Annotated in this window: 10 protein-coding genes; 2 read left to right on the top strand and 8 right to left on the bottom strand. The window is 69.4% G+C overall.

Going from position 1 to position 14,376, the window contains the following annotated elements; all coding sequences use genetic code 11:
- Positions 1–41: 41 nt before the first annotated feature.
- From ACK5F2_RS16720 to purB, 4 genes are all read right to left on the bottom strand, one after another.
- On the bottom strand, positions 42–3,320 hold the full coding sequence (locus ACK5F2_RS16720; protein WP_409866664.1) for a PAS domain S-box protein: 3,279 nt from the start codon (positions 3,318–3,320) through the stop codon (positions 42–44).
- Between the two features lie 150 nt (positions 3,321–3,470).
- Positions 3,471–4,298 (bottom strand): orotidine-5'-phosphate decarboxylase, encoded by an 828-nt coding sequence (gene pyrF / locus ACK5F2_RS16715; RefSeq protein ID WP_409866661.1) that lies wholly within the window; start codon positions 4,296–4,298, stop codon positions 3,471–3,473.
- A 73-nt stretch (positions 4,299–4,371) separates the two neighbouring features.
- A complete protein-coding gene (locus tag ACK5F2_RS16710) occupies positions 4,372–6,555 on the bottom strand; it encodes an EAL domain-containing protein (RefSeq protein WP_409866659.1) in 2,184 nt (727 codons plus the stop codon).
- A 147-nt stretch (positions 6,556–6,702) separates the two neighbouring features.
- Positions 6,703–8,079 (bottom strand): adenylosuccinate lyase, encoded by a 1,377-nt coding sequence (purB, locus tag ACK5F2_RS16705; protein WP_409866656.1) that lies wholly within the window; start codon positions 8,077–8,079, stop codon positions 6,703–6,705.
- Between the two features lie 125 nt (positions 8,080–8,204).
- On the opposite strand from purB, the gene ACK5F2_RS16700 reads away from it, so the two are divergent.
- A complete protein-coding gene (locus ACK5F2_RS16700; RefSeq protein ID WP_409866653.1) occupies positions 8,205–9,476 on the top strand; it encodes an amidohydrolase family protein in 1,272 nt (423 codons plus the stop codon).
- Between the two features lie 15 nt (positions 9,477–9,491).
- On the opposite strand, the gene ACK5F2_RS16695 is transcribed toward ACK5F2_RS16700, so the two are convergent.
- Entirely contained in the window at positions 9,492–10,541 is a 1,050-nt protein-coding gene (locus tag ACK5F2_RS16695) for a M48 family metallopeptidase (RefSeq protein WP_409866651.1), read from the bottom strand.
- Positions 10,541–11,680 (bottom strand): YjgN family protein, encoded by a 1,140-nt coding sequence (locus tag ACK5F2_RS16690; RefSeq protein WP_409866649.1) that lies wholly within the window; start codon positions 11,678–11,680, stop codon positions 10,541–10,543. Before ACK5F2_RS16690 ends, ACK5F2_RS16695 begins: the two co-directional genes overlap by 1 nt.
- A 220-nt stretch (positions 11,681–11,900) precedes the next feature.
- Here ACK5F2_RS16690 and ACK5F2_RS16685 point away from each other — a divergent pair, with 220 nt between their 5' ends.
- A complete protein-coding gene (locus tag ACK5F2_RS16685) occupies positions 11,901–12,530 on the top strand; it encodes a glutathione S-transferase C-terminal domain-containing protein (RefSeq protein WP_409866646.1) in 630 nt (209 codons plus the stop codon).
- Here the strand turns inward: ACK5F2_RS16685 and ACK5F2_RS16680 are convergent.
- Together ACK5F2_RS16680 and ACK5F2_RS16675 are read right to left on the bottom strand one after the other, a co-directional pair.
- Positions 12,494–13,198, bottom strand: coding sequence for a hypothetical protein (locus ACK5F2_RS16680; RefSeq protein ID WP_409866644.1), 705 nt, complete (start codon positions 13,196–13,198; stop codon positions 12,494–12,496). The genes ACK5F2_RS16685 and ACK5F2_RS16680 overlap by 37 nt on opposite strands.
- A 108-nt stretch (positions 13,199–13,306) precedes the next feature.
- On the bottom strand, positions 13,307–14,206 hold the full coding sequence (locus tag ACK5F2_RS16675; protein WP_409866642.1) for a DMT family transporter: 900 nt from the start codon (positions 14,204–14,206) through the stop codon (positions 13,307–13,309).
- Between the last annotated feature and the right edge of the window lie 170 nt (positions 14,207–14,376).

The following is a 14,376-nucleotide window of genomic DNA, read 5'->3' as shown; positions in this document are numbered from 1 at the left end:
CCCTGGTCGCTGAGACCGTCGCGCGGTGCCGGCCGGGCGCTCTAGGAGCGGCGCTGGTCGTTGTCGTGGTGCCCGATCAGGCGCACCAGCGTCGCGCGCAAACGCAGGGCGTCGATGGGCTTGGTGAGGAAGTCGTTCATGCCGGCCGCCTGAGCCTCCTCGCGCTCGGAGATGAGGGCGGCGGCCGTGAGGGCCACGATGGGCAGGGCCTCGGCGCTGAAGCGCCGCCGGATCTGGCGCGTGGCTTCATGGCCGCTCATCACGGGCATCTGCACATCCATCAGCACCGCGTCAAAGGGCTTGCCCATGCTGGCCTGGGCGTTGATGGCTTCCACGGCCTGGGCGCCGTCGCTGGCCTGGGAGACCTCCAGACCCCACTGCTCCAGCAGGGCCACGGCGATCATCATGTTCACCGGGTTGTCCTCCACCATCAGCACGCGCAGGCCCTGCAGGTCCTGGTTGTCGCGGGCCTCGCGCAGCTGGGTGCTGATGGGGGTGGCGGTGCCGGGCAGCGGCAGCTCGGCCCAGAAGGTGGAGCCCTGGCCGGGTGTGCTGTCCACGCCCACGGTGCCGCCCATCAGCGTGGCCAGCTCGCGGCAGATGGACAGGCCCAGGCCCGTGCCGCCGTAGCGGCGGGTGGTGGATTCATCGGCTTGGGTGAAGGGCTGGAACAGGCGCGTCTGCATGGCCGGCGCAATGCCCGGCCCGGTGTCGCTGACCTCGATGCGCAGTCGCTCCTCGTCGAGCTTGTGCACGCGCACCGCGACCGAGCCGGCTTCGGTGAACTTGAGCGCGTTCGTCAGGTAGTTGCTCAGAATCTGGCGGGTACGCACCGGGTCGCCCACCACCCAGGCGGGTACGGCCTCGTCCACATCGATGCGGAATGACAGGCCGCGGGCCTGGGCCAGGGTGAGGTAGGCCATGCGCATGGTGGCCAGCATGTCGCGCAGGGCGAAGGGCACGGACTCCAGGGTCAGGCGGCCGGCCTCGATCTTGGAGAGGTCCAGGATGTCGGAGATCAGGCCCGAGAGGCTCTCGGCGCTGTCCAGCATCTGGTCCAGATACTGGCGGCGCAGGCCTTCTTCCAGATCGGGCTGCTGCAGCATGCGGGCCAGGCCCAGCAGGCCGTTGAGCGGGGTGCGGATCTCGTGGCTGGTATTGGCCAGGAAGGCGCTCTTGGCCCGGTTGGCGGCCTGAGCCTCGTCCTTGGCCTGGGCCAGGGCGGCCTCGACGCGGCGCTTCTCGGTCACGTCCTCCATGATCCAGATGGTGCCGCCGCGGCTGGGGTGGTCGGGGTCCACGGCCTTGGCCAGGATGCGGCACAAGAAGGTGGAGCCATCGCGCCGGCGCATGGGGCGCTCCACCTCCACCTGCTCGCCAAAGGCCAGGCGCTGGCCGATTTCCTCGCCGGCCGCGGCATAGGCCTCGGGGCCGGGCCAGACCACGGAGCCGTGCTGGCCGATCAGGCCGCCCGGGGGCCAGCCGAACATCTGTTCCACCAGGGGGTTGGCCTGCACGAAATGCTGGTCGCGGGTGAGCGCGATGCCGATGGAGGCATTCTGCAGAATGGCGGCGTGCACGAGGCGGGTGCGCTCGCTTTCGGTCACATCGCGGGCATTGATGACCAGATAGGCCTGGCCATCCATATTGAAGGGCGCGGCCGAGAGCACCATGGAGACCACATCTCCGCTCTTGGTCACGAAATTGGCTGGAACCTCGGTGACGCGGCCCAACTCCCGCACGCCCTGGATCACGCGATCGCGTTCCCCGGCGCGCTGCCACAGCCCCAGATCTTCGGAGCTGCGTCCCAGCACCTCCTCGGTGCTGTAGCCCGAGAGCCGCTCGAAGGTCTTGTTGACCATGGCAAATCGGCCGGACTCCATCTCGGTGAGGGTGATCACATCGGGACTAGTGGCCACCAAATGAGAGAGCAGGCCCTCGCTGCGGCGCAGGGCCTCCTGGGCTCGGCTTTGCTCGGTCTGGTCAATGAAGAAGGACAAGGTGGCCGGGCCGGCTGTGGCATCCACGCGCACGCTGGTCGCCTGCACCAGGCGGCGCCGGCGCGAGAGCGTGCGCAGGCGGAATTCGGCCATGGGCAGCATGCCGCCTACGGGCAGGCTTTCCAGCTTGGCGGCGCGCTGGCGGGCGCGCTCGTCATCACCGGGCTCGTAGTGCGAGAACAGGTCCTGACCGATCATGCTGGAGCGCTGGGTGTAGCCGAACATGGCCATGGCGGCCGGGTTGGCGTCCAGCACCCGGCCCCAACGGTGCAGCACCAGGGGGCTGGGCGAGCGGCGGAAGAGTTCGCGGTAGCGGGTCTCGGTGGCGGTCACGGCCTGCTCGGCCTGGACCTCGTGCGTCACGTCGCGACCCACGCCCCAGTAGCCGCGAAAGCTGCCCTGGGCGTCGAAGCGTGGCTCGCCGCTGATGGACACGAAACGCAGGCTGCCGTCCGGGGCGCGGCGGCGGGCCACCAGGCCTTGGAAGGCGCGACGGGCCTCCAGGTCGGCACGGTGTGCGTCCATCTCCTCGTCGCTCAGGCCCATGTCGGAAATTTCCCAGGGGGTCTTGCCCAGGCGCTTTTCCAGCTCCAGACCGGAGCGCTTGTCCGCAGCCTCGGCCAGGTGGGTGAAGCGGAACTCGCGGTCCATCTCCCAGTACCAGTCGGCAGCCATGGACAGCAGGTGGCGGAAGCGCGCATTGCGCTCTCCGGCCTCGCGCATGGAGTGGCCCAGCATGCGGGTAGCGGCAAGACCTGTCACCAGGCCGCCGAACAGCATCATCAGGTGAGCGGCCAACCGTGAACCCAGCTGGGGGGCGCCGGGCGGGCCCCAGCCATCGAGCTCGGCCCAGCTCAGGCCGCCCAGGCCCAGCAGGGCCAGACCGAAGATGGGAAGGCCGCCACGCGGGCCCTGCAGCAGCGTGGCCAGCGCCACCATCAGGCTCAGCAGGCCCAGGCCGATGCTGGACAGCCCCTGCTGCCGCGACAGGGCGATGCACACCGGCAAAAGCGTGATCAGGGCCATCAGCAGCAGGGCAAAGCTGTCGGCCACGCGAGCGCGCAGCCGCCACAGCCCCAGGGCCGACAGCAGGGCGATGCTCCAGGCCAGCAGGGGCGGCAGCAGACCTTGCAGCGGCTCGGCGGGGGCGCGACCCAGCCAGAGCAGGACGCCGGTCAGGGTGCACAGCAGGCTGCTGCAGCCCAGCAGCAGGGGGCGGGCATGCTGCTGCACGCGCAGGGCCAGACGGCCCTGGGGGCCGTTGGGTTCCAGATCCTGTCCGACCAGGCTGCTGAGATCGTCGGGGATGTCCTTGCTCACGGGGCTGGCGCGCTCAAAGGGCCTTGGCTCATCAAAGGTCGCAGTCTCCGCCAGAAATCAAACCGCTGAACATCCGGTCAGCCCCCCAAAGCCGGGGTAATTCGCGGCCGCTGCGCCCGAGTGCGCAATAGTTCTCGGCGCAGCAGGCCCTCAGCCGCGGGCGGCTTGCAGCTGTTGACGGGTGGCCTGGGCGGCCCGGCGGGCCGCGCCAGCAAAGTCTTCCAGGCTGTTGCCGGCGTAGAGCACGGCGCGGGAGCTGTTGACGATGATGGGGCCGCCGGCACGCCAGCCGGCCTTGACGGTGGCCGCGGCGTCACCGCCCTGGGCACCGACGCCCGGGATCAGCAGGGGCAGGCTGGGGGCCAGCTCGCGCACCCGGGCGATCTCCTCGGGGTAGGTGGCGCCCACCACCAGGCCCAGCTGGCCGTTCTTGTTCCACTGCGTCTGGGCCAGATGGGCCAGGTGCTCGAACAGGCGGGGCTGGCCCGGCACCTCGGCCAGGCGCTGCATCTGCCAGTCATTGCCGCCGGCGTTCGAGGTGCGGCACAGCAGGATCACGCCCTTGTCGGGGTAGCGCAGATAGGGCTCGATGGAGTCGAAGCCCATGAAGGGCGAGACGGTCACCGCATCGGCCTGGTAGCGCTCGAAGGCTTCCTTGGCGTACTGCTCGGCGGTGGAACCGATATCGCCGCGCTTGGCGTCCAGGATCACCGGCACGCTGGGCGCCACGCGCTTGATATGGGCCATCAGGCGCTCGAGCTGGTCTTCGGCGCGGTGGGCGGCGAAGTAGGCGATCTGCGGCTTGAAGGCGCTGACCAGGTCCTTGGTCGCGTCCACGATGGCGGCGCAGAAGTCGTAGATGCGGCCCGCATCGCCCTTCCAGGCACCGGGAAACTTGCCCGGCTCCGGATCCAGCCCCACGCAAAGCATCGAGTCGTTGAGCTGTTCGGCCTTGGAGAGTTGCTGGATGAAATTCATGGGCGGTATCGCTGTGTGCGTGGCGGCGGGCTGAAGATGCCCCTATTGTCCCGCTTTTGCCCGCAAGACCGCTTCAGCAGCGGTCGGCGCGCTGAGCCGCCAGCAGGGCGGCGAACTCGGGGGCGCGCAGCGGGCGACCGAACAGCCAGCCCTGGGCTTCGCGGCAGCCCTGCTGGCGCAGGATGTCCAGCTGGCCCTGGGTCTCGACGCCCTCGGCCAGTGTCTGCAGGCCCAGGCTGGCGGCCATGCTGATGATGGCGGCGACGATGGCCCGGTCTTCGGGGTCCTCGGTGAGGTCGCGCACGAAGCTCTGATCAATCTTGAGCTTGTAGACCGGAAACTTCTTCAGATAGCTCAGCGAGGAGTAGCCGGTACCGAAGTCGTCCATGGCCAGCTGCAGGCCGCGCCGGTGCAGCTCGCGCATGGTCTCGATGGCACGCTGCGGCTCCAGCATGGCCATGCCCTCGGTCAGTTCCAACTCCAGCAGGGCCGGATCAATGCCAGCCTGCTCAACGATCTGGCCGATCAGCTGGGGCAGTTCCAGATGGCGGAACTGCACCGATGACAGGTTCACCGCCACCTTGACCGGACCCAGGCCCTGCTCCATCCACTGCCGGATCTGCCCTGCCACCTCGCGTATCACCCATTCCCCCATGGGCAGGATCAGGCCGCAGCTCTCCGCCACCGGGATGAACTCGGTGGGCGAGACCGACCCCAGCTCGGGATGCTCCCAGCGCAGCAAGGCCTCGGCGCCCGTGATGCGTCCCTGCGCCAGTTCCACCTGGGGCTGGTAGCACAGATGCAGCTGGCCGCGCTCCAGAGCGCGGCGCAGGGCGTTCTCCAGGGTCAGGGCGCGCAGGGTCTGGGCCTGCATCTCGGCGGTGAAGAAGCGGGCCGCGTTGCGGCCGTCGCGCTTGGCGCGGTACATGGCCACATCGGCGCTGGCGCACAGGGTGTCGAAGTCCTGGCCGTCCTCGGGAAAGAGGGCGATGCCGATGGACGGCGAGGTGTTCAGCTCATGCTGCTCCACCACAAAGGGATCGGTACACAGGCCCAGCAGCTTGCGAGCTACGCGGGCCGCGCCGCCGGCATCGGTGTCGGGCAGCACCAGCACGAACTCGTCACCCCCCAGGCGGGCCACGGTGTCCGGCTCGCGCAAGGCGCTGCGCAGGCGCTGGGCCAGCTGGCGCAGCAGCACATCGCCGACCCGGTGTCCGAGGGAGTCATTGACCCGCTTGAAGTGGTCCAGATCCAGGAACATCAGGGCCAGGTGATGCCCCTGGCGCCGGGCGATCTCCAGCGCCTGCTCGGCCCGCTCGCGCAGCAGCAGGCGGTTGGGCAGGCCGGTGAGCGCGTCGAAATGCGCCAGGCTCTGGATGCGCGCCTCGGCCGCGTGCTGCTCGCGGATCTTGTCCTCCAGGGCCTGGACCGTCTGGCTCAGCTGCTGCGTGCGCTCCTGCACCAGCGCTTCCAGCTCGGCCTTGGCGCGCAGCACCGCCGCCTCGGCCTGCTTGCGGGCGCTGATGTCCATGGTGATCCAGATCGAGCCCTGGGACAGATCCGAGGGGTCGATGGCCTTGCTGCGCACCTCGCAGTGAACGGGGCTGCCGTCCTTGCGGGCCAGCACCATCTCACCCTGGAAGGCCCGCCCCTCGCGAAAAGGCGCGTAGCAGTCCCGACCGGCCTGCTCCCAGCCCGCGTCGTCCAGATACCAGCTGCGCGAGCTCAGGCCGTTGAGCTCGCCGGGCGCATAGCCGAAGAGCTGCTCGAAGGCCCGGTTGCAGCGCGTGACCCGCCGGTCCTTGAGGAAGACGATGCCCACCATGGCATGGTCGAAGATCAGCTGTTGCTCCAGCATCAGCTGGGCCAGGCCCGCTTCGGCACGCTTGCGATCGTCGATATCGTCCACGATCCAGATCGAGCCGGCCTCCGGATGGGCGGGGTCGATCAGGCGTCCCGTGAGGCTGCACCAGAAGAGCTGGCCGCCGCGTCGGCGCATCAGGCGTTCGGACTTGTAGCTGCCGCCCTCTGCCAAGCGTGGATAGGCCTCGGCCCCCAGCTGCTTGTAGTCGGCCTCGCTGGGGTAGATCTCCAGCGCGCTGCAGCCCTGGATGTCCCGAGGGTCGCCGTAGCCGAAGATTTCCGCATAGCGCTCGTTGCAGCGCAGCAGCATGCGCTGGCGCACATAGACGATGCCAACGCCGGCGAATTGCAGCAGCAGGTCGCGCTCGCGTTCCGCCTGCATGCTCGAACTCATGCCGGGCGGTGCAGCGGGTGTTGCGACGGGGTTGTGCATCGGGGGCGCGTCAGGCGTGGACGCAGCCATTGTGTGCGATCTCGGCCCATCCCGCCCGAGTCAGGGGCACGCCGCGGCGTGGCCGCAACGCGCCCTGCAGCCGCAGGCTCAGATCCGGCGGGCGAGCTCGGCGGCCTTACCGGTGTAGTCACCCGGGCTCATGGCCAGCAGGCGCTGCTTCTCGGCCTCGGGCAGTTCCAGGGTCTGGATGAAGGCCTGGATGGACTCGCGGGTGATGGCCTTGCCGCGGGTCAGCTCCTTCAGGCGCTCGTAGGGGTTGGGCAGGGCGTAGCGGCGCATCACGGTCTGGATGGGCTCGGCCAGCACTTCCCAGGCGCTGTCCAGGTCGGCGGCCAGGGCGGCCTCGTTGACCTCCAGCTTGTCCAGACCCTTGAGCAGGGACTCATAGCCCAGCAGGGCATAGCCCAGGGCCACGCCCATATTGCGCAGCACCGTGGAGTCGGTCAGGTCGCGCTGCCAGCGGCTGATGGGCAGCTTCTGGCTCAGATGGCTCAGCAGGGCATTGGCCAGGCCGAAATTGCCTTCGGCGTTCTCGAAGTCGATGGGGTTGACCTTGTGCGGCATGGTGGAGCTGCCGATCTCGCCGGCCACCGTGCGCTGCTTGAAGTAGCCCAGGGAGATATAGCCCCAGACATCGCGCGACCAGTCGATCAGGATGGTGTTGACGCGGGTGAAGGCGTCGAACAGCTCGGCCATGTAGTCGTGCGGCTCGATCTGGATGGTGTAGGGGTTGAAGGTCAGGCCCAGCTGCTGCTCGATCACCTGGCGGCTGAAGGTCTCCCAGTCATGCTCGGGCCAGGCGCTCAGATGCGCGTTGTAGTTGCCCACGGCGCCATTCATCTTGGCCAGCAGCTTGACGTCGGCGATGCGGGCGCGGGCATGCGCCAAGCGCGCCACCACATTGGCGATCTCCTTGCCCACGGTGCTGGGGCTGGCGGTCTGACCATGGGTGCGGCTGAGCATGGGCACGGCGGCCAGGGCATGGGCCATGCCGGACAGCTTGTCCACGATGCGGTCCAGGGTGGGCAGCATCACCTGCTCGCGCGCGGCCTTGAGCATCAGACCGTGGCTGGTGTTGTTGATGTCCTCGCTGGTGCAGGCGAAGTGCACGAACTCGCCGGCGGCCTTGAGCTCCGCATTGCCTTCGAAGCGCGACTTGAGCCAGTACTCCACGGCCTTGACGTCGTGGTTGGTGGTCTTCTCGATGTCCTTGATGGCCTGGGCATCGGCTTCGGAGAAGCGCGTCACCAGACCGCGCAGCAGGCCGCGCGCGGCCTCGCTCAGGGGCTTGAACTCGGCAAAGCCTGCGTCCGAGAGGGCGATGAACCACTCCACCTCGACCTGCACGCGGCGGTGCATCAGGCCGAACTCGGAGAGCAGCGGACGCAGCGCGGCCACGCGCGAGGCGTAGCGGCCATCCAGGGGCGAGAGGGCACTGATGCTGGAGAAGGCGGAAGAGGTCATGATGGCTTGGGCGCGGAGCGAGGGCCGCACAGGCTTGTGGGCAAACCCGCGGATTTTATCCGGCCCGGCCCGCCCTGCGTACCATGGGCGGCAGCGGGCGCCGTGCCCGCGCTCCTGCCTGTCCCATGCTGATCCGCAATATCTGTCTACCCGATGGCCGCCGCGGCCAGGACCTGCTGGTGCAAGAGGGCCGCATCGCCGCGCTGGGGCCGAATCTGAGCGCGCCCGAGGGCATGGAGATCGTCGACGGTGGCGGCTGGCTGCTCAGCCCGCCCTTTGTGGATGCCCATTTCCATATGGACGCCACGCTCAGCTACGGCCTGCCCCGGGTCAACCAGAGCGGCACCCTGCTGGAGGGCATCGCGCTCTGGGGCGAGCTCAAGCCCCTGCTGACGCAGGAAGCCCTGGTCGAGCGCGCCCTGGCCTATTGCGACTGGGCGGTGGCGCGCGGCCTGCTGGCGATCCGCTCCCATGTGGACATCTGCGACCCGCGCCTGCTGGCCGTGGAGGCCCTGCTGCATGTGCGCGAGCGGGTGAAGCCCTACCTGGACCTGCAGCTGGTGGCCTTCCCGCAGGACGGCGTGCTGCGCGCCACGGGCGCGCTGGAGAAGCTGAAGCGCGCGCTGGACCGGGGCGTGGACGTGGTGGGCGGCATCCCGCATTTCGAGCGAACCATGGCCGACGGTGCCGCCAGTGTGAAGCTGCTGTGCGAGCTGGCCGCCGAGCGCGGCCTGATGGTGGACATGCACTGCGACGAGAGCGACGACCCCCTGTCCCGCCATGTCGAGACCCTGGCGTTCGAGACCCAGCGTCTGGGCCTGCAGGGCCGGGTCACCGGTTCCCATCTCACGTCCATGCATTCCATGGACAACTACTACGTCTCCAAGCTGATCCCGCTGATGGCCGAGGCCGGCCTGCATGCGGTGGCCAACCCGCTCATCAACATCACCCTGCAGGGCCGGCACGACAGCTATCCCAAGCGCCGCGGCATGACCCGCGTGCCCGAGCTGTTGGCCGCGGGCGTGAACGTAGGCTTCGGCCACGACTGCGTGATGGACCCCTGGTACTCCCTGGGCAGCGGCGACATGCTGGAGGTGGCGGCCATGGGCCTGCATGTGGCGCAGATGAGCTCGCAAGCCGGCATGAAGGCCTGCTTCGATGCGGTCACGGTCAATAACGCGCGCATCCTGGGTCTGGAGGGCTATGGCCTGGAGCCCGGCTGCAAGGCCGACTTCGTGCTGCTGCAGGCCCGCGACCCGGTGGAGGCCCTGCGCCTGCGCGCCCAGCGCCTGCTGGTGGTGCGTGGGGGCCAGGTCTTGAGCCGCTGCGCGCCCGCCACGGCCCAGCTCAGCCTGCCCGGCCGCCCGGCCACGGTGGACTGGACGCTGGCGCGCTGAGCCTGGCTCGGCGGCTCACTCGCCGCCGAAGAAGCGCCGCCGCAGCGAATCGCTGGGGTGGCTGGCAATCGCCGTGGCCCAGGCCGATGAACGCTGCTCGGGCTTCTGTCGCTCCATGCGATCAAAGAAGACCAACATGACGCGGGGGTCACGTCCATCGCCCCGCAGCAGCTGCAGGGCGGCTGCATCGGCCTCAAGCTCCAGCTCGCGCGAGTAGGCCTGGCTGCGCAGCACGGCCGGGGCCGAGGCCAGCACGCCCGAGAAGTCGCCCAGCATCAGGGTGCCCAAGGCGCTGGCCAGGCCGGCTTGTATCGTCAGACGCAGACCGTGGCGGCCGCGCACATGCCCCAGCTCGTGGGCCAGCACGCCAGCCAGGGCGTCGGGCTGGTCGGCCAGCAGCTGGACCAGGGCATCGGTGAGCACGATCTGCCCACCGGGCAGGGCCAGGGCATTGGGCCCCAGGCTCGGGCTCGCGGCGCGAAACAGCAGCTGGTACTCCGGCCAGAACTCACCACGCTGGCGCGCGCGCGCCAGCCGGGCGGCAAAGTCAGCGGCGATGGCGGCCTGCTGCGAGGCGGGCAGGGCGCTGGGCGTGAGCAGCAGGCCATCCAGGCCGTCCAGCGTGCGCTCGCCCAGCTGGGCTTCCAGTCTTGCCGGCACGGCCTCGCTCAGGCTGCGAGCCGCCAGAGGCAGACCTTGCCACCACAGCAGCGACACCAGGACGAGCAGAAGCAGCCCCGCCGTCAGCGTGAGGCGCCAGCTTTGTGCCCAATGCACGGCCATGGATTCCCGCAGGCCGGCGGCGCGGGCCCAGCGGTCCCAGTCGGCGGCCTCGGTACAGCTGAGCACGCCGCCGTCGGGCAGCAAGACCTGGCGCTGGCCGTGGCGCTGGCGCTCGGGCCATTGCACCCGGCGCAGGGCATGGCGCTGAAGCGCCCCGAGCTCGGGCTGCAGCAGCAGCTCCTGGCCCTCGCGCCAGATTTCGGCGCGCTGGGCTCGGGCATGGCGCCCGTCAAAGTACTCCAGGCACAGCTTGGGGCTCGTGGCCGCCCGGGTTTGCGGCATCACAGTCCCATATCGATGCCGAAGAAGTCTCCTGCGGCCTCGCCGGCGGCGTCGGGCTGCTGCAGGCTCTGCTCGGCCACCCAGGCGTCCAGCTCGCCCTGCACGCGCACACGCACGGCCTCCAGGCGCAGGCGGGCGGTGTGGACAGCGGCGAAGGGACGGTACAGGCCCAGGGTGAGCACGGTCAGCAGCCAGTTCTTCAGGCTCAGCTTGGTCAGGGCGCGTGCGCTGAGATCGCTGTCAAAGCGCAGCTCCTCGCTGCGCGTGCGATTCCAGACCAGGTTCTGCAGGCGCGCCGCCAGATAGGGGCCAATCAGCAGGCCCAGGCCCAGGTAGAAGCCCAGGACCAGCAGCCCGAAGAGCCAGAAGCTGCGCAGGCCCATGCTCAAGGTCGCCAGGCCCGCGAACAAGGCCAGGCACAGCAGCAGCAGGCCCAGGGCCTTCAGTGCCAGGCGGTAGAAGTCGCCGGGGCCGGCCTTGAGATGACTGTGCTGGGCGGCCATGGCGTAGTGGCCATGCTGGTAGCGCTTGATCAGGTAGACGCTCAGGGGCAGGAGCACAACGCCCAGACCCAGGGCTGCAAGCATCAGGGCCTGCGGGGCGGCGAACTCGGTCGGGCCCTCCTGCAGGGCATCGGCCCAGATCGTGCCGACCAGCAGCATCAGCAGCGCCGGCAGGTAGAGCGGGGCAAAGGCCAGATAGGCGCCGGCCAGATGGCCCTCGAAGCGCATGCGCAGACCGCGCCAGCTGGTGTGGGCCAGGCGGAACTGCAGACCGGCGCGCCACAGGGCCGGCCAGATCGCGCACAGGATCAGAAAGGCCAGCGCACCGGCCAGGGCCGAGAGCTGACCGGCCAAGGCGTAGCTGCCCATCAGCAGGGCCAGCAACACAAAGCCGCGGAACATCTTCCAGGGATCGCCGTGGAAGCTCAGGGCCTGGCCATTGATCAGGGTGTTGCTGTAGAAGTAGCGCAGGCGGCGCGCCTTGGCGAAGGGCAGGTACAGGCCCAGGGTCAGGACGATCAGCAGCAGATTGACGATCCAGATGCGGAAGTACTCGCTGCCCGAGCCCGTGAATTCGACGCGGAAATAGCGGGCCGGGTTCTGGCTGCTGGGGCCGAACAGGGAGGTGTCATGCATGGGTCAGTGGTCCAGAGCTTGTGCGGTGTGGCCGTGGGGACGCCACGAGGGGCGATGACCTGGGCCGGAGCGCCAGTCTCGTCGGCGCGAACCTGCTTCACAAGACCCCCTTGGAGGGATATGTGCATGCCCCAGTCGCGCCTCTTTGTCCAGCCCGTGGCGCAACAGCTGCTTGGCTAGAATCCGCGACAACAAGGCGCCATGCCCGCAATATCACCACATGAAGCTCATCGGTTCACTCGCCAGCCCCTACGTCCGCAAGGTCCGCATCGTGATGGCGGAGAAGAAGCTCGACTACCAGTTCGTGCTGGAAGACGTCTGGGGCAATGACAACATCCTCAAGATGAACCCCCTGGGCAAGGTGCCCTGCCTGGTCATGGAAGGCCAGGACTCGATCAGCGGCGCCGTCTTCGACTCGCGCGTGATCTGCGAGTACGTGGACACGCTCTCGCCCGTGGGCAAGCTCATTCCCGAGCGTGGCCGCGAGCGCACCGAGGTGCGCACCTGGGAAGCCCTGGCCGATGGCCTGATGGACGCGGCGATTGCCGCCCGGCTGGAGCAGACCTGGGCCGGTCGCACGGCCGAGCAGCGCTGCGAGGCCTGGGTGGAGCGCCAGATGGGCAAGCTGCAGGCGGCGCTCAAGGCCATGAGCATGGGGCTGGGCGAGAAGGCCTGGTGCTCGGGCAATCACTTCACCCTCGCCGATATCGCCGTGGGCTGCGCCCTGGCCTATCTGGACTTCCGCTTCCCCGCCGTGGATTGGCGCACGCCCTATCCCAATCTGGCGCGCATGCTGGACAAGCTGTCCACGCGTCAGAGCTTCATCGATACGGCGCCGCCCGCCGCCTGAGGCCGGCGCAGCGCGAGCCGGCGCTGTAGCAGGGCGTAGATGTCGGCCAAGCGCCGTGCAATCTCGCTGACTTGCAGCTGCCAGCGCTGGGCGATTTCCTCGATCAGCAGCCCCTGGGCGATCAGGGTCAGCAGATGCTGCTCGCAGCGCGCCAGGCCCTTGATATCGCCCGCCACCGCGGGGGCCAGGTCTTGCGAGGCCGCCACATTGTGGGCCAGCAGCAGCTCGCTGCGCGGCAGCCCCAGGGTCTCCAGTGTCTGACGGGCCAGGGCCGGCGACATGGTGGCCTGGCCGGCCATGCAGGCCGTCAGGGCCTCCACCAGTCCGGCGCTGGCGCCCGCATCCACCCAGTAGCCCTGGGCTCCGGCGGCCAGGGCCTCGAAGAGCATCGGGTCGTCGACCAGGCTGCTGAGCAGCAGCAGTCGGGGCCGTGGCCGCGTTGGCAGGCGCTGTAGCAGGGCCAGCACATGGCCATCAGCCAGACGCAGATCGCAGGCCAGCACATCGGGGCCCAGCTCCGCGATACGGGGCAGGGCCTCGTAGAGCCGGTCGCTGGCGCCGACGCAGGTCCAGCGCAGCGCCTGGTCCTGCTCTGGTGCACCGAAGAGCGCGCGTTGGGCATTCAGCAGCGCGGGACGGTTGCGACGGAGCAGAAAGACGGAAGGCATGCGGGCGGGATTCGGGAGGCGGGCCCATTGTCCCGACTTCATGTGACGAGACAACCCCGCGACCGGGTGTGTCACGCCGCGCGATCTGCGCGCAGATCCGCCCGCGTCTCAGCGCTTGTTCACCAGCACGATGCCCGCGGCCAGGGCCAGCAGGGCGATGCCCAGCCGCGCGCTGATGGGCTCGCCCAGCAAGAGGGCACCGGCCAGCAGGCCAAACAGCGGGGTGGCGAGCGTGAAGCTCGCCAGGCGGGTGGCCGGGTAGTGGCGCACCAGCCAGAACCACAGCAGATAGCTGGCAAAGCTGATGATTACCGTCTGGAAGCCCATCAGGCCCAGGAGGCGGGCGCTCCAGGCCGCGGGCCAGGGCTCACCCAGGGCCCAGGCCGCCAGCATCAGGGCCAGGCCCGAGACGCCCAGCTGGTAGAAGAGCGTCTTCTCCGCGCTGGCGCTGGACAGGCGCGTGGCCCGTATGGCCAGGGTGGTGCCGCCCCAGAGCAGGGCGGCCAGCAGGCCCAGGCCGTCGCCCAGCCACTGCAGCTCGGAGCCGCTCTTGGCGCCGAAGCCCTGGGCAAAGGCCCAGGCCACGGCGCCGAAGGCGATCAGCAGGCCGCCGGCCTGGCGCAGCGAGAGCCGCTCGCTGCGCGCGATGAAGGGCATGCCCAGGGCCACCACAAAGGGGCTGAGGTAGATGAAGACCACCATGCGCGAGGCGGTGGTGTACTGCAGGCCCGCGAAGATGCAGGCGAACTCGGCCGCGAAGAGGGCGCCGGCCAGCAGACCGCCGGGCAGGGTGCCGTCGCGCTGGAAGAGGGCGATGCCGCGCCAGCGTGCCCAGAGCCAGACCAGCAGGGCCGCGCCGGCCGAGCGCAGCCCGGCCTGCCACAGCGGCGTGATCTCGCTGAGCGCGGCCTTGGCCGCCACCTGGTTCAGGCCCCAGAGCACACAGCAGCCCAGCAGCAGGCTGATGGCGCGGGTGTCGAGATGGCTGTGGCGCTGGTCGGTGCTCATGCGCCCATCATGCCGGGCGCGTACGGCCGGGGCGCAGCAGCAGCGCGCAGATCGCACCGGCGAGCGCCCCGCTCAGATGGGCGGCGGGGGCGATGGCGATGTCCCAGCCCGGCACCTGACGCAGCGGCGCCCCCAGGGGCTGCTCCAGCGCCAGCTTGAGGGCCAGACCC

It is taken from the genome of Roseateles sp., from assembly GCF_046300915.1.
Taxonomy (GTDB): domain Bacteria; phylum Pseudomonadota; class Gammaproteobacteria; order Burkholderiales; family Burkholderiaceae_C; genus Kinneretia.
Note: the sequence above shows the minus strand (reverse complement) of the source record. Positions and strands in the feature narration are given on the sequence as shown.

Bases quoted from the DNA above. Each gene is read 5' to 3' on its own strand.
- ACK5F2_RS16700 (WP_409866653.1), top strand. From the start codon at position 8,205: ATGCTGATCCGCAATATCTGTCTACCCGATGGCCGCCGCGGCCAGGAC.
- pyrF (WP_409866661.1), bottom strand. From the start codon at position 4,298: ATGAATTTCATCCAGCAACTCTCCAAGGCCGAACAGCTCAACGACTCG.
- ACK5F2_RS16710 (WP_409866659.1), bottom strand. From the start codon at position 6,555: ATGAGTTCGAGCATGCAGGCGGAACGCGAGCGCGACCTGCTGCTGCAA.
- ACK5F2_RS16680 (WP_409866644.1), bottom strand. From the start codon at position 13,198: ATGCCTTCCGTCTTTCTGCTCCGTCGCAACCGTCCCGCGCTGCTGAAT.
- ACK5F2_RS16690 (WP_409866649.1), bottom strand. From the start codon at position 11,680: ATGCATGACACCTCCCTGTTCGGCCCCAGCAGCCAGAACCCGGCCCGC.
- purB (WP_409866656.1), bottom strand. From the start codon at position 8,079: ATGACCTCTTCCGCCTTCTCCAGCATCAGTGCCCTCTCGCCCCTGGAT.
- ACK5F2_RS16695 (WP_409866651.1), bottom strand. From the start codon at position 10,541: ATGCCGCAAACCCGGGCGGCCACGAGCCCCAAGCTGTGCCTGGAGTAC.
- ACK5F2_RS16675 (WP_409866642.1), bottom strand. From the start codon at position 14,206: ATGAGCACCGACCAGCGCCACAGCCATCTCGACACCCGCGCCATCAGC.
- ACK5F2_RS16685 (WP_409866646.1), top strand. From the start codon at position 11,901: ATGAAGCTCATCGGTTCACTCGCCAGCCCCTACGTCCGCAAGGTCCGC.